The sequence below is a fragment of the Micromonospora sp. NBC_00389 genome (genome assembly GCF_036059255.1).
Taxonomy (GTDB): Bacteria; Actinomycetota; Actinomycetes; order Mycobacteriales; family Micromonosporaceae; genus Micromonospora.
In genome coordinates this window covers 3,327,208-3,345,628 of sequence record NZ_CP107947.1, presented here as the reverse complement: position 1 = coordinate 3,345,628, position 18,421 = coordinate 3,327,208, and the positions used below count along the sequence as shown (strand labels likewise).

The following is an 18,421-nucleotide window of genomic DNA, read 5'->3' as shown; positions in this document are numbered from 1 at the left end:
CGGCGCGGCAGGAGCGAGCGGTGGGTGGCGCGACGTCAGCAGAAGCGGCGCAGGAGGGTGTTGGTGCGGCTGGCGTCAAAGCGGGACGGGTCGAACGTGGAGCCTGCCCAGTCGCGCAGCATCGCCTGCTGTGGGTCGTCGAGGTCCGCCGGATCGCCCTGCTCGGCCAGCGCGACCAGCAGCGCGCGGTAGCCCAGCGGCCCGCCGATACCCTCCGGCGGGCAGGCCCGCTCGCCGTCCAGACAGAGCGGGTACCGCTCATCGGGGTCGGCGGTCAGCGCGTCCTCGACCACCAGGTCGTGCTCCCACCAGTCGCCGAAGTCGTAGGTGTAGGAGAACCGACTGCCCTTGCCGAGGACCGCGTCCAGCCGGACGTCCAGCTCGTCGTGCAGCGCCAACTCCCCGTCCGGGTCGGGTTCGCCGTACTGCACAGCGTCGATCTCGAACGAGTGCAGGTGGCAGTCGCGCCAGCCCATCGCGTGCTGGGCCACCCGGTGCAGTCGGTCCAACGTGTAGCCGGCCGGGACGAGCACCCGGCGCCACACCGGCGGGCGTACGCCGGCGAGGGACATCTTCAGCTGGAAGATCTGACGCGGCATGCTGTCCCTGTCCTCCCGCGGCTTAGGCTTCGAGCATGATCTGCCGAGCGTGCCGGGCCCGGCGACACGACGAATGCCCGGGCCGGAACTGGTGCGACTGTCAGCACCGTACCGCCCGACCGACCCCTCCGGTCACTGGTCCGGCCAGCGAATGACCGTCGGAATCCCGATCCGACGGCTCTGGCCCGAGCCGTCCGAGCTGCCGCTCGACGACGCCGCGCTGACCACGCTCTACGGCCGCGCCGACCGGCCCCGGCTGCGGGTCAACTTCGTCTCCAGCCTGGACGGCGCGGTCTCCGTGGACGGCTACTCCGCCGGACTATCCGGCGAGCCGGACAAGCGGGTCTTCGGCCTGCTGCGGATGCTCTGCGACGCGCTGCTGGTGGCCGCCGGCACGCTCCGGCACGAGGGCTACCGGGCGGTTCGGCTCGACGAGCGCCGCCGCGCCTGGCGCCGCGCGAACGGGCTGGCCGAGTACCCGACGCTGGTGGTCGTCTCCGGCACGCTCGACCTGGACCCCGCGCAGGCCGCCCTCGCCGACGCGCCGGTACGCCCGATCGTGCTCACCCACGCCGGCGCCGACCCGCCGCCCGGCCTCACCGACGTCGCCGACGTGCTGCCCTTCGGCGCGGACCGGGTCGACCTGGCCGCCGGGCTCGACGAGCTGCACCGGCGCGGGCTGTCCCAACTACTCTGCGAGGGCGGCCCGCACCTGTTCGGCGCGCTCACCGCCGCCGACCTGATCGACGAGCTGTGCCTCACCGTGTCGCCGCTGCTCGCCGGCCCCGGCCCGGGTCGGATCACCGCCGGCACCGCCACGCCGCCCCGGCAGCTGCCGCTGCGGCACGTACTCGCCGCCGACGACGGCGTCCTCATGCTCCGCCACGCCCGCCCGTAACAGCCGACACCGCGACGGGCCGTCGCCGGTCGCACACCCAGCGTCGTGAGCGCGACGGCGGATGGTGTCGTCCGCCGCGTCGCGTGGCGACCTGTCGTACTCCTCGGGCAGGATGCACCTCATGCGCCCCGACCGTGATGCCCGACCGACCCGAGTCGCCCGATGACCGACGACGGCCCCGACGGCCTCGACAGCCCGGGCCAGCCGGTCGGCCGGGTGCTCGGCACCGCCGACGCCACCCCGTTGCAGTTCTGGACGGCCGTGGCGCCCGGCAGCTACCTCCAGCTCGACGACGTGGTGGTCACCCGGCGTGAGCTGCCCGACCGGGAGCCGGTGACGATCGCCGGGGTGGTCACCCAGGTCCGGGCCCGGCACGAGGGTGCCCAGTTCGACTCGGACGTCTTCGCCATCGCCGACGGGACGCTGCCGGCGCAGGTGCAGGAGGCGGCCGAGGTGACCACCACCCGGGTCGATCCGGAGTTCTACGTGCCGCCGACCCCCGGCGCCGTGGTGCACCGTGCCGAGGGTGACGCGCGCGCCCGGGCGCTGCACTTCGACCGGATGGAGCGGCGCATCCCAATGGGGATGGGCCGCGACGGGGTGCCGGTCTACCTCAACGCCGACTTCCTCGACGGCAGCCGGGGCGCGCACGTCTCCATCTCCGGCATCTCCGGGGTGGCCACCAAGACCAGCTTCGCCACCTTCCTGCTCTACTCGGTCTTCCGCTCGGGCGTGCTGGGCGGCGACGCGGTCAACGCCAAGGCGCTGATCTTCAACGTCAAGGGCGAGGACCTGCTCTTCCTCGACCACCCCAACACCCGGCTCGACGAGCCCACCCGTGCGGCGTACGCGAAGCTCGGGCTGACCGCCGGCGCCTTCCCCGACGTGCGGGTGTACGCCCCGCCCCGGGTCGGCGACTCCGCCGGCACACCGGACGTGAGCAGCCGCCTCACCGGCGTGGACGCCTTCTACTGGACGCTCAGCGAGTTCTGCGCCGACCGGCTGCTGCCGTACGTCTTCGCCGACGCCGACGACGAGCGCCAGCAGTACACGATGGTGGTCCACTCGGTCACCGCGCACCTGGCCCGGTACGCCCAGCCCGCCGACGGTGGGGTGAGCATCGACGGGGTCCGGCTCGGCTCCTACGGCGACCTGGTCGACCACATCGTCGACCAGCTCAACGACGACGAGACCCGCTCCGACTGGGCGGGCAGCGCGGTCGGCCTGGGCACGGTCAACGCGTTCGCCCGGCGGTTGATCGGCAGCAAGAAGGACCTCGCCCGGCTGATCCGCGGCGACCTGACCACCCGCCGCCCGCACTCGATCAACACCAGCGAGTCCGCGCAGGTCACCGTGGTCGACCTGCACAACCTTCCGGACCGCGCCCAGCGCTTCGTGGTCGGTGTGACGCTCAAGAGCGAGTTCGAGCGCAAGGAGAAGTCCGGCACCGCCAAGCCGCTGCTCTTCGTCGTCCTCGACGAGCTCAACAAGTACGCCCCCCGGGAAGGCTCCTCGCCGATCAAGGAGGTCCTGCTGGACATCGCCGAGCGGGGCCGTTCGCTCGGGGTGATCCTGATCGGCGCCCAGCAGACGGCGAGCGAGGTGGAGCGGCGCATCGTCACCAACTCGGCGATCCGGGTGGTCGGCCGGCTCGATCCGGCCGAGGCCTCCCGCCCGGAGTACGGTTTCCTGCCCCCGGCGCAGCGGCAGCGGGCGCTGCTGGCCAAGCCGGGCACCATGTTCGTCAACCAGCCGGACATCCCGGTGCCGCTCTGCCTGGAGTTCCCGTTCCCGGCCTGGGCCACCCGGGTCTCCGAGGCGGGCCGGGCTCCATCGGAGACGCTCCGCTCGATCACCCAGTCCGCCGACCCGTTCGCCGTGGTGGGCTCCGGCGGCGGCACCGACGACGACATCCCGTTCTAGGGGTGGCCCGGTGAGTCCCGCAGTCGCGCAGCACGGAAGGCAGCCACGGTGAAGATCCTGCACACCTCGGACTGGCACGTCGGCAAGGTGCTCAAGGGGCAGTCCCGGGCCGAGGAGCACAAGGCCGTACTGGCCGGCGTGATCGACATAGCCAACGCCGAGCAGCCGGATCTGGTCATCGTCGCCGGCGACCTCTACGACACCGCCGCGCCCACCTCGGAGGCGACCCGGCTGGTCACCCGGGCGCTGACCGCGCTGCGTCGCACCGGCGCGGACGTGGTCGCGATCGGCGGCAACCACGACAACGGCCCGGCACTGGACGCGCTGCGACCCTGGGCGGAGGCCGCCGGCATCACGCTGCGCGGCGGTGTGCGGGAAAACCCGGACGAGCACGTGATCGACGGCACCACCGCCGGCGGCGAGCGGTGGCGGCTGGCCGCGCTCCCGTTCCTGTCCCAGCGGTACGCGGTGCGTGCGCTGGAGATGTACGAGTTGACCGCCGCCGAGGCCAACCAGACCTACGCCGACCACCTGGGCCGGGTGCTGGGTCGGCTCACCGAGGGCTTCACCGAGCCGGACCGGGTGCACCTGGTCACCGCGCATCTGACCGTGACGGGCGCGGCCACCGGCGGCGGCGAACGGGACGCGCACACCGTGCTCGGCTACGCCGTGCCGGCCACCGTCTTCCCGGCCACCGCGCACTACGTGGCACTGGGCCACCTGCACCGGGCGCAGCGGGTCGTCGGCCCCTGCCCGGTGCGCTACAGCGGCAGCCCGCTCGCGGTCGACTTCGGCGAGCAGGAAAACATCCCCTCGGTGACGCTGGTCGAGGTGACCGCCACCACCGCCGCCCGGGTCCGCGAGGTGCCGGTGACCGCGGCGAGTGCGCTACGCACCGTGCGGGGCACCCTGGCCCAGCTCGCCGAGATCGAGGCGCCGGACGCGTGGCTGCGCGTGTACGTGCGGGAGCAACCCCGCGCCGGCCTGCGCGAGGAGATCCAGGAGCTGCTCCCCCGAGCGCTGGAGATCCGGATCGACCCGGAGCTGCTCGCCGCGCCGGGCAGCGGCGCCCGCATCGCGCAACGGTCGGGGCGCTCGCCCCGGGAGTTGTTCGCCGACTACCTGGACAGCCGGGGCCACGCAGACGAGGGCGTCCGGGAACTCTTCGACGAGCTCTTCGAGGAGGTCGACCACTGATGCGTCCCATGCGGTTGGACATGGCCGGTTTCACGGTCTTCCGGGATGACACCACGGTCGACTTCACCGACGCCGACTTCTTCGCTCTGATCGGCCCGACCGGCTCGGGTAAGTCCACTGTGCTGGACGCCATCTGCTTCGCCCTCTACGGCATGGTGCCGCGCTGGGGTGGCGCCCGAGGGCTGGCCAACGCGCTCGCGCCGTCGTCGACCGAGGCCCGGGTGCGGCTGGTCTTCGAGTCCGGCGGCGCCCGGTACGTGGCCACCCGGGTGGTCCGCCGGGACGGCCGGGGCAACGTCAAGACCGCGAACGCCGGGTTGCAGCTGATGCCGGCCGGCTTCGACGTGACCAAGCTGGACACCGGGTTGAGCCCGGACGACCTCGGTGAGGTGGTGGCAGGCACCCCCGCCGAGATGGAGCAGGCGGTGCTGGAGGCGGTCGGGCTGCCGTACGAGCAGTTCACCAGCTGTGTGGTGCTGCCGCAGGGGCAGTTCGCCGACTTCCTGCACGCCAAGCCGGCGACCCGACAGCAGATCCTGGTCAACCTGCTCGGCCTCGGCGTCTACGAGGACGTGCAGAAGCGGGCGACGGCGCGTGCCGCGCAGGCGGAAGCCCGGTTGGACGCGGTCGACCAACTGCTGGCCGGGCTCACCGGCGTGGACGACGAAGCGCTGGCCGAGGCCGACGCCCGGGTCGACCGGATGGCCGAGCTGGCCGCCGCGGTGACCGCGGCCGTGCCGGAGCTGGCAGCGGCCCGGGCCACCGCGCGGGAGGCGGCCGGTGCGCTGACCGCCCTCGACGACGAGCTGACCGTGCTGACCGGCGTGCGCGCGCCGCGTGGCGTGGCCGAGGTGGCCCGTGCGGTGACCGAGGCGCGGGCCGAGGCCGAGGCGGCAGCCGCCGGCGTCTCGCTGGCCGAGGAGCGGGAGGAGAAGCTGCGCGGCGAGCTGGCCGGCGCCGGGGACGAGAGCGCGCTGCGACTGCTGCTGCGGGCGTACGACGATCGTGACCGGCTGACCGGCGAGGCCGAGACGGTCCGCGCGGCGGTGGGCGCGGCGAACGACGAGCACAGCGCGGCGGTGGCCGCGCTCGCCGCCGCCCGCGCCGACGCCGAGCGGGCCGACACGGAGCTGGAGGCGGCCTTCCGGGCACACGAGGAGGCGAAGGCCACCGACCTGGCGGTCAGCCTGCGGGTGCACCTGCATCCCGGCGGGCCCTGCCCGGTCTGCGAGCAGCCGGTGACCGAGGTGCCGGCGGTGCCGGCCGACTCGGCGGTGGCCGCCGCCACGGCGGCCGGCAAGGCGGCGCGGGCCGCCACCAAGGCCGCCCAGGCGACCGTGCAGCAGCGGGACACCGCGGCGCGCGACCTGGAGCGGCTGCTGGTACAGGCCAGGGCCCGGCAGGAGCAGTTGGACGCCCGGCTGGCCGACCTTGACGGGCAGCTCGTTGGCGCGGCCGAGCCGGCCGCGCTGCGCCGGGAGCTGGCCGAGCACGCGCGGCTGCGGCGCGCGCTGGAAGAGGCGGCGACCGCCGTCCGGGCGGGCCGGGACAGCGCCCGCCAGGCCCGCGCCGGAGTGGACTCGGCGCAGGAGCGGCTGCGGGCGACCTGGCGGGGCTTCGACACCGCCCGCGACGGTCTGGCCCGATTCGGTCCGCCCGCGACCGACCGGGACGACGTGGCCGCCGCGTGGGCGGCGCTGACCGGCTGGGCGACAGCCGAGGCGGAGCGCCGCCGCGCCGACCGGGCCGGCCGGGCCGCCGTCGTGGCCGACGCCGAGGCGGCCGCCGACGCCGTGCAGCGGCGGATCGCCGACATCTTCGCCGCCGCCGACGTGCCGGTCGCGGACGATCCGGTACACGCCGCGACGGTGGCGGTGGAGCGGGCCGACGCCGACCGACGCCGGCTGCGGGAGCGCCGCGAGCAGGCCGGGACGCTGCGCGAGCAGCGCACCGGGCACGAGCGGGAGGCGCAGGTGGCCCGCGCGCTCGCCGGGCACCTGCGGGCCAACAACTTCGAGCGGTGGCTGCTGGCCGAGGCGTTGGACCTGCTGGTCGACGGCGCGTCGGGGATCCTGCGGGAGCTGTCCTCCGGGCAGTACGAGCTGGTGCACGACAAGGGCGAGTTCTTCGTGGTCGACCACCACGACGCCGGGCTGCGCCGGGGTGTGCGCACCCTCTCCGGCGGCGAGACGTTCCAGGCGTCGCTGGCGTTGGCGCTGGCGCTCTCCGAACAGCTCGCCGGGATGTCCACCACGGCGGCGAGCCTGGAGTCGATCGTCCTGGACGAGGGCTTCGGCACGCTGGACGCGGCCACCCTGGACACGGTGGCCGCCACCCTGGAAAACCTGGCCGCCCGGGGTGACCGGATGGTCGGCGTGGTGACGCACGTGCCGGCGCTGGCCGAGCGGATCCCGGTCCGGTTCGAGGTACGCAAGGACGCCCGCTCGGCGCGCGTGGAACGGACCGGCCGGTGAGCGCAGCCCAGCGGAGCCCCGCAGTCGCGAACGAAAGGCTCATTCGGTGACTGACGCCGCGTTCTTCGTCGACTCGTGGGACCCGGCGTACGGGGCGTCGTTCGAGGCGTCCGCTTCCGGGCCGGCCACGCCGAGCAGCGCGCAGGTCGACGCGGACGTGGAGCTGCCCGCCGTGGACTGGCGGGCGATCGGGGTACGGCCGGGGGTGCGGGCGCCGGACGTGGTGCTGCTGGTCGACGGGGTACGCCGGATCGACGCGAGCATCTGGACGGCCGAGGCCGACGGCGGGTCGTTCCCCGGGCTGGCCGCCTCGTACGCGGCCGGGGTGGTTCGCTGCGACCTGGGCCGGGGCGCGGCGCAGCTGGCCGGTACCCGGGTCGGTCGGGGTCTGTTCACGGCCAGCCCGTCGGCCCAGGACGTGGTGGCGGGGGCGATCCGCTACCCGGTGCACCGGGTGGGCGGCACCGGTGAGCTGGCCAAGCTGCCGGCCGCCGTGCAGGGCCCGCTGACCGCACTGGAGGTGGCGGTCTCCGACGCCGCCCGGGTCGACGGCGACCTGCTGGTGGTGGACGGCCCGTTGCGTAGCCGCCGGCAGCTGCCGCGCACGCTCGGCTACATCAAGACGCAGCACAGTCAGTACCTCGACGCCCGGCTGACCACGGTGGTGACCAGCCTGGCGCCCGGTGAGCGCTCGCCGGTGTTCCGGCTCGGCACGGCCTGGGGCGGCTGGTCGTGGTATCTGCGGCTGCCGGTGGCGCTCGGCGCGCCGTGGGCGGGCATCGTCCGGGTGGAGTGCTCCGCCGACCTGCCCATCGAGGCGGCGATCGAGCTGGCCGACCTGTCGCTGGTCACCCTGCCCCGGTTCGCCTCCACCCCGTACAAGGACCCGCGGGCCCCGCAGAACCTGATCCCGATCGCCGGCCTGGAGCGCCGCCTGCGGGCGCTGCTCGGCGATTCCCGGCTGCTGCACCGCGCGCTGACCGCCGCGGCCCGCGCCGCCCGCTGAGCGCGGATACTGGTTGCGATGGGACGCAAACGGGCAGGTGACCGGCTGGTCGAGCAGGTGGACACCGGGCAGGCTGAGCTGCTGCCGGACCCGGACCGGCCCGGCTCGTGGACGCTGCTGCTGGACGGCGCGCCGCAGTCGCACGTCGATCTGACCGACCCCACCCACCTGGAGTTCGAGTACGTCCGGCGGCTGGCCGCCGCGCTGGATCTGATCGCACCCGCCGGCGAGCCGCTGCGGGTGCTGCACCTCGGCGGTGGCGCGCTGACCCTGCCCCGGTACGTCTCCGCCACCCGGCCCGGCTCCACCCAGCGGGTGTCCGAGGTGGACGGCGCACTCGTGGAGCTGGTCCGCCGGGCGCTGCCCTGGCCGGCCGACGCCCGGCTGCGGGTCCGGGTCGAGGACGCTCGGGCCGTGCTGGCCGCCACCCGGGACGCCAGCTACGACGTCGTGGTCGCCGACGTGTTCGCCGGTGCCCGCACCCCGGCCCACCTCACCTCGGTGGAGTACGCCGCCGAGGTGGCCCGGGTGCTCCGCCCGGCGGGCTGGTACCTGGCGAACCTGGCCGACGGCCCGCCGCTGCGGCACGCCCGCGGGCAGGTGGCCACGGTCCGCTCGGTGCTGCCCCAGGCCTGTCTGGTCGGGGACGCGGCGGTGCTGCGCGGCCGGAGGTACGGCAACCTGGTGCTGGTCGCCGGGCGGACCATGCCCCCGGTGCCCGAGCTGACCCGCCGGGCGGCCGGCGACTGGTTTCCGGGCCGGGTGGTGGCCGGCGACGAGCTGGACCGCTTCGCCGGCGGTGTGCCGGTGGTGCGGGACGTCGACGCCACGGGCTCCGATCCGCCACCGCCGGGCCTGTTCTCCGTCCGCCGCTGACCGGCCCGTCCGAGGGCTGTGCAGAAACTTTTTTCGCGGTTCGTTGATCCGCTCGGGGGTGGCGGTGCGTACCACCGGGCGGCCCACCTCGTGGGCCGGCGTTGGTCACGGACACCCCGGAGGTCTGCATGCACGCGGTGGCGGCCGGTTGGCATGGCGACGCGGTTCGCGCGGACTGGTTGTCCGCGCGGTCCTCATCGCGGCCAACCTCGTCTGCCCGAGGGGTCGACGCCCGAGCGACCTCTCGCCAGAATGGTCCGGTGACGCCGCGACCGGCGCCCGGGCGCCATCAGGCGACGTCAACCGAGGCGAGCCACTCCGACCAGTTGATCCGGCTGCTCTACGCCGAGCACGCCGGTCCGTTGCTGATGTTCGTCATGCGGCTCACCGGGGGGGACCGGCAGCGCGCGGAGGACATCGTCCAGGAGACACTGCTGCGGGCCTGGCGCAACGCGCACCGCCTCGGGGCGCAGGGACAGGGTTCGCTGCGGCCGTGGCTGGTCACCGTGGCCCGCCGCATCGCCATCGACGAGCACCGCAGTGAGCAGGCCCGGCCGCCGGAGACGTACGACCGGGACCTGACCGCGTTCGCCGAGGCGGACAGCACCGACCGGGTGCTGCGCACCATGACGGTGGCGGACGCACTACGTACGCTGAGCCAGTCGCACCGCGAGATTCTGATCTCGACGTACTTCCGGGGGCGGACAGTGCCGGAGGCCGCCGAGGAGTTGGGGCTTCCACTCGGCACCGCCAAGTCACGGGTCTACTACGCGCTGCGTGCGCTTCGCACGGCTCTGCAGGAACGGGGGGTGACAGAATGAGCCGGCCAGAACATATGGACGTCGCCGCGTACGCGCTCGGCGTACTCGACGAGCAGGACACCGAGCGGTTCGAGGAGCATCTCGCCACCTGCTGGGCGTGCGCGGCCGAGCTGGAGACGATGGTGCCGGTGGTCGGGCTGCTCTCCGACATCGACGGCGAGACGATGATGGCGCTGGAGCAGACCGCCACCGACCCCGCGTTGCTGGACCGGACGCTGGTCGCGGTCCGGGCCGACCGGCGGCGCACCCGGTTCCGCCAAATGCTCGCCACCGCTGCGGCGGTGGTGGTGCTCGGCGGCCTGACCGGGTTCGGCTTCGTCAGCCTGGCCGACAGCGAGCCGCCGGGGGTGCTCGCCGAGTCGACGCCGAGCGCGCCGGCGAACGATCCGCCGACCGGCGGACCGACGGGCGGGCCGACCGGCCCGGGCGTCGGCGGCACCGAGGAGGAGGGCGACCAGGTCGACGCCACCGACCCGACCACGGGCGTGCAGACGACGATGTTCCTGGTCACCCGGGATTACGGCACCCGGATCAACTTCAACCTGCGGAAATTGCCCGGCCCGCGGACCTGCCGATTGGTGGTGGTGCGCAAGAACGCCTCCACCGAGGTGATCTCCACCTGGTCGGTGCCGGCCGGCGGTTACGGCACCAACACCCGGCCACAGGGTCTCGAACTGAGCGCCTCGACATCGGCTCCGGTCGGCGACATCAAGCAGCTCCAGGTGCAGTCGGTGGACGGCAACGGGGTGGCCAGCCCGCTGGTCACGGTGCCGATGTAAGTCGCGTACCGCGTCGGCGCCGGCCATTTTCACAATGACCGGCGCCGATCTGTCGTTGTGTGGGAACGGTCCCGTGCAGTGCCATACGGACGACCGCCCGAATCGGTTCAACCAATTCAAGTGAAATTGACCACTGTTACTACTTCAACCTTGACAGCTCTCCTGCCGTACCTATGGGTGAACTGCCAAGAATGAGGAGGGCACGTGGCACAGATGAAGCGGACCGTCATCGTCGTGAGCGCGATGGTCGCACTAACGGCCTGCGCTCCCGCGGGTTACGACGGGGCGAACCCGGGCGCGGCCGAGCCGGTCGCCGTCGCTGCGGCCGAGCCCACCGCAACGGCTGAACCCGAGGCCTCGGCGTCTGCGGAGGCCCCGGTGGCCGACGCGCCGCCGCCCGCGAACGTCGACCTGACCGAGCAGTTGATCGGCAAGAAGGTCGCCCGGATGGGCAGCGTGGTCACGGACCAGGACGGCTGGATCCTGTACCGCTTCGACAAGGACACCGCCGACCCGCCCGCGTCGAACTGCGTCGACAAGTGCGCGCAGGTGTGGCCGCCGGCACTGACCGACGGCAACCCGCAGCTCACCGGCGTCTCCGACGACAAGGTCGGCAGCGTCACCCGGCAGGACGGCACCCGTCAACTCACCGTCGGCGGCTGGCCGGTGTACCGCTACATCGGCGACAAGAAGCCCGGCCAGTGGAAGGGCCAGGCCGTCGGCGGCACCTGGTTCGTGGTCCAGCCGGACGGCAAGAAGAACCTGAGCTGCCTGCCCACCTCGACGCCGAAGGCGGTCGCCCCGCCGGCCGACAGCGGGACGGGCGACGCCGGTAGCTCGGGCTACTCGTACTGAGCACGTTCACCACGAGGACGCGGTGGTCGGTCGCAGCCGGGGAGGGCGCGGCTGGCCACCGTCGTACGCGGGACGTCGGCATACCGGTGGTGCCGGCGTCCCGCCCCCGCTCTGCGCAGGGATGACGGGCACGGCGGGCTCCGACGTCGCGGCGGGACCTGGCAGAGTGGCGGGGTGACCGAGACCGAGCCCGCCGCGACCCGGGTGCTGCACCCGCCGGTCGGCTACCGGCTGGCCGCGTCGGTCCGTGCGCTCACCTTCAGCCCGTACGACCCGTGCGCCCGTGTCGCCGCCGGCACCTTCTGGTGGGCCACCCGCACGCCGGACGGACCGGCAACCCTCGCCCTGCGGCCAGCCGGCGGCGAGCTGGTGGCCGAGGGCTACGGGCCGGGTGCCGAGCACGTGCTGGCCCGCGCGGACGCGATCGCGGGGCTCCGCGACGACTTGACCGGGTTCGCCGAGCTGGCCGCGACGCACCCCCTGGTCGCCCGGCTGGCCCGGGAGCATCGCGGGCTGCGGATGCCGGCCACCGGGCAGGTCTTCCCCCGGCTGCTGCGCGCGGTCTTCGAGCAGAAGGTCACCGGCAAGGAGGCGTACCGGGCGTACTCGGCGACCGTGCGGCACTTCCGCGAGCCGGCGCCCGGTCCGCTGCAACCGCTGCTGCTGCCGCCCGAGGCCGCCGCGGTGGCCGCCACCCCGTACTGGGTGTTCCACCCGTTCGGGGTCGAGCAGCGCCGCGCCGACACGCTGCGCCGCGTAGCCGCGCTCGCCGACCGGTTGGAGCGCTGCGCCGACGCCACCGAGGCCACCCGCCGGCTGACCGCCGTCGCCGGCATCGGGCCGTGGACCGCCGCCGAGGTGGTCCGGACCGCCTACGGCGACCCGGACGCGGTCAGCGTCGGCGACTACCACATCCCGAACACGGTGGCCTGGGCCCTCGCCGGCGAGCCACGGGGTGACGACGCTCGGATGCTGGCCCTGCTGGAGCCGTTCCGGGGCCACCGGGGCCGGGTGTGCCTGCTGCTGGAGGCCGCCGGCATCCAGGCACCGAAGTACGGTCCTCGCGCCCCGATCCGCTCGTTCGCCCGGTTCTGAGCAGCCGGCGGTCCTGAGCAGCCGGCTGGTCAGCGGCCCGCGCAGAGCCGGCGCAGGGTGCGGCCGAGCCACCAGGCGTACGTGTGCTGCACGGCTTGCACGGCCGGGCCGGCGGCGCGGGTCAACCAGCGGTCCGGGCGGCTGAACGCCCGCACCTCGAACCAGACCGCGCCGGCGTCGTCGCGGCCGACCACGAACGCCTCCTCGCCGCGCTCCGGATGCCCGGGCAGGGTGCCGTAGCCGAAGCCGGCGAGACCCGGCGACTCCTCGCTCCAGACCACCCGGCAGGGCCCCCAGATGCGGGCCGGACCGACACCCAGGCCGGCTGTCACCAGCACGCCCTCGGTGGCGCGCGGGGCGTCGGTGCGCATCCGGACCCCGGCGGCGCGGTGCAGCCGCCAGCTCAGCACCGCCTCGGCCGCGACCTCGAAACAGCCGGCCGGCAGCGGGTACCGGTGGCGCAGGTGGTGGTACCCGCCGGGCAGCGACCCGTGCCGGGTCCGGCCCACCTCCGGGTACGTCAGCTCGGCCACCGCTCCCCCTCGACCTCGTCTGGACATGCGTCAGGGTACGGCCGGCCGGGTGGGCCGCCGGTCGAGGACGGCGGCGGCTGTGGTGTGCTGCCCGGATGAGCGTCGAGGCGAGCATCGTCCCGGCCGGTGTCGCGGACGCCGGCGAGATCCTCACCGTGCAGCGCGCCGCGTACCTGACCGAGGCGCAGCACTACACCGATCCGTTCCTGCCGCCGTTGACCGAGACACTGGACGAGGTCAGGGCGGTGTTGACCGGTCCGACCACCGTGCTCGCCGCCCGGCTGGGGCACCGGCTGGTCGGCTCCGTGCGGGCCCACCTCGACGGGGACACCGCGCACGTCGGGCGGCTGTCGGTCGCCCCGGACCAGCAGGGGCGGGGCGTCGGGGGTCGGCTGCTCGCTGCGATCGAGGCGGCCTGCCCGCCCCGGGTGGCCCTGTTCACCCTGTTCACCGGCGCGGACAGCGCCCGCAACGTGCGGCTGTACCAACGGCACGGCTACCGGATCGTGGCGCACCGGCCGGACCCGAACGGCATCCGGTTGGCCGTGCTGGAGAAGCCGGCGGTCAGCCCAGCTCGCTCCGGCGCTTGAGCCCGTCGGCCTCCAGTCGCAGGTAGCGGCGGAGCAGACCGCCGTACAGCCAGCCGACCGGCCCGGCCAGCGGCCCGGACTGCGCGATGGCCAGCTCGACCCGGGTACGCCCGTCGGGCAGCGGCAGCAACCGGTGCTCCGCCCGGGTCCGCACGCCGGGGGCCTCGGAGACCCAGGTGAAGTCGCGCCCGTCGGTCAGCTCGGTGACCCGCCACACCGCCGGCCGCAGCTTTGGCTGCGTCAACCGCGCGGTCGCGCCGACGGTGAGCGGCCCCGGCTCTCCCCGTTCGATCTGGCTCACCGAGGCCGTCCACTCGGGCCACCGCTGTACGTCGATCAGCACCGCCCACACCCGCTGGGCGTCGGCGGCGATCTCCGTACCGGCTTCGAACCGCATCGCGTCTCCTCCCCGGCGGCGCCGCCCGGCGACACCGCGCCATGGAGACGAGGCTGCCCGACGGATAGTGACCCGGGCAACCACTGGCCGGCCATGCTGCGGAAGCGCCGCCGGGAATCAGGCGGCTTCGCGCAGGTCGGCCAGGGTGAGCGGGGTACGCCGACGCAGCAGCTCCGCCAACTCCGGCACCGACCCGACCTCGCCGAGCACGTTCTTGCCGCCGCCGAACTGCTCCGGGTAGCGACGGACCAGCCGGTACCGGTAGCGGCCCCGGATCAGCTCGACGCTCACCCGCCACCGCCCGCAGCAGTCACAGACCCACTCGGACACCTCGCGAAACTAGCTCTGACCTGCGGCTATCTGATTCGCCCGGTCGGGACGAGCGGCGCGCGGGCGGACACGCCACCCCGGCACCCACGGTGATCTGCCTCACGACTGTCGGCACCGTCTGATTGACTGGTCGCCGTGGACCTGCCGATCAACCCTCCGGTCGAGCCGATGCTGGCCAAGAGCGTCCCCAAGCTGCCCACCGCGCCCGGCGTGACCTACGAGCCCAAGTGGGACGGGTTCCGGTGCATCGTGTTCCGCGACGGCGACGAGGTGGAGCTGGCCAGCCGCGGCGGCAAGTCGATGACCCGCTACTTCCCCGAGGTGGTCGAGCAGGCCCGCCGACAGCTACCCGAGCGGTGCGTGGTCGACGGGGAGCTGATCGTGATCCGGCGGGACGGCCCGGGCGGCCAGCCCCGGCTGGATTTCGAGCTGCTGGCCCAGCGCATCCACCCGGCCGCGTCCCGGGTGAAGCTGCTGGCCGAGACCACCCCGGCCGACTTCGTCGCCTTCGACCTGCTGGCCATCGGCGACGAGGCCCTGGTCGACCAGCCCTACTCGCGCCGCCGGGAGCGGTTGGTGGAGGCGCTGTCCGGGGTGCGCCCGCCCGTGCACGTCACCCAGGTGACCACCGACCCGGAGACCGCCCGCCGGTGGTTCGACGTCTTCGAGGGCGCCGGGTTGGACGGGCTGATCGTCAAGCCGGCCGACCTGCCGTACGAGCCGGGTAAGCGGCTGATGTTCAAGGTCAAGCACGCCCGCACCGCGGACGCGGTGGTGGCCGGCTTCCGCTGGCACAAGTCCGGCCCGGTGGTCGGCTCGCTGCTGCTCGGCCTCTACGACGACGCGGGGGTGCTGCACCACGTGGGGGTGAGCGCCTCGTTCAGCATGGCCCGGCGGGCCGAGCTGCTCGACGAGCTGGCGCCCTACCGGGACACCGGCGGCGAGCACCCGTGGGTGCACGGTGACCACGAGCGCGGCCAGCGCATCCCGGGCGGGGTGAGCCGGTGGACCGGCACGAAGAACCTGGAGTGGGAGCCGCTGCGCCCGGAGCTGGTGGTCGAGGTGGGTTACGACGCGATGGAGGGCGAACGGTTCCGGCACACCGCCCAGTTCGTCCGGTGGCGGCCGGACCGCGATCCTCGCTCCTGCCGCTACGACCAGCTCGAGCGCCCGATCCGCTTCGATGTGGACCAGGTGCTGCGCGGCGACCCGGCGGCCACCGTGGACCGGGCCGCCACCGGCCCCGCGTAGCCTGGCCGTCGACTCGACTCCGGAGGACCACGTGACCCGCACCGCCGACCAGCCTCGAATGGCGACCAGTCGCCGGGTCCGTCGCACTCTCGCCGGCTTCGCCGTGGCCGCGCTGCTCACCGCCGGCTGCACCTTGCCGGCGTTCGCGCCACGCACCGAGGTGGAGGGCGAGGCGGCGCCAACCGGCAGCTCCCCGACCTGGCGAGCCTGCCCGGAGGTGGCCGACGAGTTGGTCGGGCGGGGCGCACCGGACATGCGCTACGAGTGCACCCGGATCGCCGTCCCGCGCGACTGGGGCACCGGCGGCGGGGCGACCGCCGGCCCGGGCGCGGGGCAGACCTTCGAGATCGCCCTGCTGCGCGCCCGATCCACCAAGCAGCGGGACCGGATCGGCTCGCTGGTGATCAACCCGGGTGGTCCCGGTGGCTCCGGCGTCGACACCGCCGTCTACCTCTCCTTCGGCACCCAGTTCGGTGGGCTGCCCACCACGATCACCGAACGCTTCGACATCGTCGGCTTCGACCCGCGCGGGGTGGCCCGGTCCAGCCCGGTCAAGTGCATCTCCGACGCCGACCTGGACGCCAGCTTCGGCTACGACCCGGATCCGACCAGCCAGTCGGCGTTCGACGGCTTCGTGGGGCTGAGCCAGCGGATCGGGCGCGGCTGCGGCGACCGGTACGGCGACCAGTTGCCGCTGTACGGCAGCGAGCAGGCCGCCCGGGACATGGACGCGGTCCGCGCCGCCGTCGGCGACGACAAGCTCACCTACCTGGGCTACTCGTACGGCACCCTGCTCGGCGCCGTCTACGCCCAGCTCTACCCGCAGCGGGTGCGGGCGCTGGTGCTCGACGGCGCGGTCGACCCGCAGCAGCGGCTGGTGGCCAGCTCGGAGAGCCAGGCCCGCGGCTTCGAGCGGGCCTTCGACAACTTCACCCGCTGGTGCGCCGCGACCGCCGACCGCTGCCCGATCGCACCGGACGCGCGCGCCGCCGTCACGACGGCCATCGACAAGGCCAGGGTCTCGCCGGTCCGCGGCGACGACGGGCGGGAGGCGACTCCCGGCTGGGTCTTCTACGCGGTCATCTCCTCGCTCTACACCGAGTCCGGCTGGCAGGAGCTGGCCCGGGCGATCGACCGGCTGGCCGAGGGTGACCCGAAGGACGTGTTCCGGCTCGCCGACGCGTACGCGGGGCGGGAGAGCGACGGGCACTACTCGAACCTGTTCGACGCCAACCTCGCCATCAACTGCACCGACGAGACGGAGAAGCCGAGCCGGGCCCAGATCCGCCAGTTGCAGTCACAGTGGCGCACGAAGTACCCGCTGTTCGGGCCGGCGCTGGCGGTCGGCATGCTGAGCTGCGTCGAGTGGCCGGGCGGGCGGGACCCGTACCCGACCGGCCGGGCCAACGGCGCGCCGCCCATCGTGGTGGTCGGCACCACCGGCGATCCTGCGACGCCCTACGAACAGACCCCCCGGCTCGCCTCGATGCTGGGCGTCGGTCGGGTGCTCACCTGGGAAGGCGAGGGGCACACCGCCTACCCGCAGACCTCCTGCATCACCGCGGCGGTGGACGCCTACCTGATCGACCTGACCGTCCCCAGGGACGGGCTACGCTGCCCGGCTCGGTGACCGGCCGGGTCGGCGGCAGCGGCGGCAGCTCGATGCCCTGCCGGGCGGCCATCTCCTCCAGCAGCGCCCGCATCCGCCGCACGTCGGTCTTGAGCTGCTCCTGCTCCTCGTGCACGAAGGCGTCGTCATCGACGATGAGCCGGCTGGCGAAGTGTGCGGTGATCAGCGGGATCACCAGCAACACCATGGTCGAGATGAGCAGCGCGGCGAGCGTCCGGCCCGCCCAGGTGGTCGGCGAGATGTCGCCGTACCCGACGGTGGACGCGGTCACCACCGCCCACCAGACGGCGTCGGCAGGGCTGCGCTGCTCGACCTCGCCGTAGATGACCCCCGCCACCACGATCATCAGCAGATACGACGTGATCAGCGTGCGGGGTGAGTTCGCGAACCACACCAACGCCCGGTAGATCCACCGGAACGGCAGGAACAGAAGGTCCATGCCGCCCTATGCTGCCCCCTCCCGGCAAGCGGCACCGACCCATCCGCCGACGTCACTGTGCCAGGCTCAGCGGCATGACCGACATGATCTACCGCGAGGCGGTACGGGCCGACCTGCCCGCCGTCATCGCCCTGCTCGCCGATGACGTCCTCGGCAAGGCCCGTGACTTCACCGAGGTCGACGAGGCGTACGAGCGGGCGTTCGCGGACATCAGCTCCGACCCGCGCAACCAGCTGATCGTCGCCGAGCAGGGCGGCGAGCTGGTCGGCTGCCTCCAGATCACCTACATCCCCGGACTCGGCCGGCACGGCGCCGAGCGGTCCCTGATCGAGTCGGTCCGGGTCCGGTCCGACCGGCGCGGCCAGGGGCTGGGCCGGGAGCTGATGACCTGGGCCATCGACCAGGCCCGGCAGCGCGGCTGTGCGCTGGTGCAGCTCACCACGGACAAGACCCGCCAGGACGCACACCGCTTCTACCTGGGCCTCGGTTTCGTGGCGAGCCACGAGGGCATGAAGCTCGCCCTCTGACCGCCCGCCGACGGCGCCAGCCCGTCGGTGACGTCGGCCCGTCGGTGACGCCAGTCCGTCGGTGACGTCGACCCATCGGTGACGCCAGCCCGTCGGTGATGCCAGCCCGTCGATGACGTCGACCCGTCGGTGGCGTCGGCCCGTCGGCTGCCTCTGACCCCATCACGCCCCGAGGTCCCCAGGTGCCCCTCGATGCCTGTC

General features: G+C 73.8%; 19 protein-coding genes. 14 read left to right on the top strand and 5 right to left on the bottom strand.

Annotated features, from left to right (window positions below):
* Positions 1-35: 35 nt before the first annotated feature.
* On the bottom strand, positions 36-599 hold the full coding sequence (locus OG470_RS15885) for a plasmid pRiA4b ORF-3 family protein (RefSeq protein WP_328425037.1): 564 nt from the start codon (positions 597-599) through the stop codon (positions 36-38).
* A gap of 151 nt (positions 600-750) precedes the next feature.
* On the opposite strand from OG470_RS15885, the gene OG470_RS15880 reads away from it, so the two are divergent.
* The 10 genes from OG470_RS15880 (at position 751) to OG470_RS15835 (ending at position 12,523) form a co-directional block, all read left to right on the top strand.
* Complete coding sequence (locus OG470_RS15880; protein WP_328425035.1) at positions 751-1,497, top strand: pyrimidine reductase family protein; 747 nt, start codon at positions 751-753, stop codon at positions 1,495-1,497.
* Between the two features lie 162 nt (positions 1,498-1,659).
* A complete protein-coding gene (locus tag OG470_RS15875) occupies positions 1,660-3,420 on the top strand; it encodes an ATP-binding protein (protein ID WP_328425033.1) in 1,761 nt (586 codons plus the stop codon).
* 48 nt (positions 3,421-3,468) lie between these two features.
* Positions 3,469-4,617 (top strand): exonuclease SbcCD subunit D, encoded by a 1,149-nt coding sequence (locus OG470_RS15870; RefSeq protein ID WP_328425031.1) that lies wholly within the window; start codon positions 3,469-3,471, stop codon positions 4,615-4,617.
* Positions 4,617-7,091, top strand: a complete 2,475-nt coding sequence (locus tag OG470_RS15865) for an SMC family ATPase (RefSeq protein ID WP_328425029.1) — start codon at positions 4,617-4,619, stop codon at positions 7,089-7,091. Before OG470_RS15870 ends, OG470_RS15865 begins: the two co-directional genes overlap by 1 nt.
* A 46-nt stretch (positions 7,092-7,137) precedes the next feature.
* On the top strand, positions 7,138-8,097 hold the full coding sequence (locus tag OG470_RS15860) for a hypothetical protein (RefSeq protein ID WP_328425027.1): 960 nt from the start codon (positions 7,138-7,140) through the stop codon (positions 8,095-8,097).
* 18 nt (positions 8,098-8,115) lie between these two features.
* Positions 8,116-8,973 (top strand): spermidine synthase, encoded by an 858-nt coding sequence (locus tag OG470_RS15855; RefSeq protein WP_328425025.1) that lies wholly within the window; start codon positions 8,116-8,118, stop codon positions 8,971-8,973.
* Between the two features lie 128 nt (positions 8,974-9,101).
* On the top strand, positions 9,102-9,794 hold the full coding sequence (locus OG470_RS15850) for a sigma-70 family RNA polymerase sigma factor (protein WP_328425023.1): 693 nt from the start codon (positions 9,102-9,104) through the stop codon (positions 9,792-9,794).
* Positions 9,791-10,573 carry an anti-sigma factor family protein gene (locus tag OG470_RS15845; RefSeq protein WP_328425021.1) on the top strand — a complete coding sequence of 261 codons (783 nt, stop codon included), beginning with the start codon at positions 9,791-9,793 and terminating at the stop codon, positions 10,571-10,573. The genes OG470_RS15850 and OG470_RS15845 overlap by 4 nt, the downstream gene beginning before the upstream one ends.
* 204 nt (positions 10,574-10,777) lie before the next feature.
* The gene (locus tag OG470_RS15840; RefSeq protein ID WP_386989324.1) at positions 10,778-11,428 is read left to right on the top strand and encodes a hypothetical protein; all 651 of its coding nucleotides are present in this window, start codon (positions 10,778-10,780) and stop codon (positions 11,426-11,428) included.
* 174 nt (positions 11,429-11,602) lie between these two features.
* Positions 11,603-12,523 carry a DNA-3-methyladenine glycosylase family protein gene (locus OG470_RS15835; protein WP_328425019.1) on the top strand — a complete coding sequence of 307 codons (921 nt, stop codon included), beginning with the start codon at positions 11,603-11,605 and terminating at the stop codon, positions 12,521-12,523.
* Between the two features lie 29 nt (positions 12,524-12,552).
* Here OG470_RS15835 and OG470_RS15830 read toward each other — a convergent pair whose 3' ends face one another.
* The gene (locus OG470_RS15830; protein ID WP_328425017.1) at positions 12,553-13,056 is read right to left on the bottom strand and encodes a DUF1990 family protein; all 504 of its coding nucleotides are present in this window, start codon (positions 13,054-13,056) and stop codon (positions 12,553-12,555) included.
* 95 nt (positions 13,057-13,151) lie between these two features.
* Between OG470_RS15830 and OG470_RS15825 the strand changes: the two genes are divergently transcribed.
* The gene (locus OG470_RS15825; RefSeq protein WP_328425015.1) at positions 13,152-13,646 is read left to right on the top strand and encodes a GNAT family N-acetyltransferase; all 495 of its coding nucleotides are present in this window, start codon (positions 13,152-13,154) and stop codon (positions 13,644-13,646) included.
* Here OG470_RS15825 and OG470_RS15820 read toward each other — a convergent pair.
* Both OG470_RS15820 and OG470_RS15815 read right to left on the bottom strand, forming a co-directional pair.
* Positions 13,621-14,043, bottom strand: a complete 423-nt coding sequence (locus tag OG470_RS15820; protein WP_328425013.1) for an SRPBCC family protein — start codon at positions 14,041-14,043, stop codon at positions 13,621-13,623. The genes OG470_RS15825 and OG470_RS15820 overlap by 26 nt on opposite strands.
* A 117-nt stretch (positions 14,044-14,160) precedes the next feature.
* Positions 14,161-14,373: a hypothetical protein gene (locus OG470_RS15815; protein ID WP_328425011.1), complete on the bottom strand. Its 213-nt coding sequence runs from the start codon at positions 14,371-14,373 to the stop codon at positions 14,161-14,163.
* A gap of 135 nt (positions 14,374-14,508) precedes the next feature.
* Here OG470_RS15815 and OG470_RS15810 point away from each other — a divergent pair, with 135 nt between their 5' ends.
* Positions 14,509-15,624, top strand: coding sequence for an ATP-dependent DNA ligase (locus OG470_RS15810; protein WP_328425009.1), 1,116 nt, complete (start codon positions 14,509-14,511; stop codon positions 15,622-15,624).
* 58 nt (positions 15,625-15,682) lie between these two features.
* Entirely contained in the window at positions 15,683-17,254 is a 1,572-nt protein-coding gene (locus OG470_RS15805) for an alpha/beta hydrolase (protein WP_328426387.1), read from the top strand.
* Here OG470_RS15805 and OG470_RS15800 read toward each other — a convergent pair.
* The gene (locus tag OG470_RS15800) at positions 17,181-17,693 is read right to left on the bottom strand and encodes a potassium channel family protein (protein ID WP_328425007.1); all 513 of its coding nucleotides are present in this window, start codon (positions 17,691-17,693) and stop codon (positions 17,181-17,183) included. The two genes, OG470_RS15805 and OG470_RS15800, sit on opposite strands and share 74 nt — an antisense overlap.
* Before the next feature lie 74 nt (positions 17,694-17,767).
* Here OG470_RS15800 and OG470_RS15795 point away from each other — a divergent pair, with 74 nt between their 5' ends.
* Positions 17,768-18,220 carry a GNAT family N-acetyltransferase gene (locus OG470_RS15795; protein ID WP_328425005.1) on the top strand — a complete coding sequence of 151 codons (453 nt, stop codon included), beginning with the start codon at positions 17,768-17,770 and terminating at the stop codon, positions 18,218-18,220.
* Positions 18,221-18,421 lie beyond the last annotated feature (201 nt).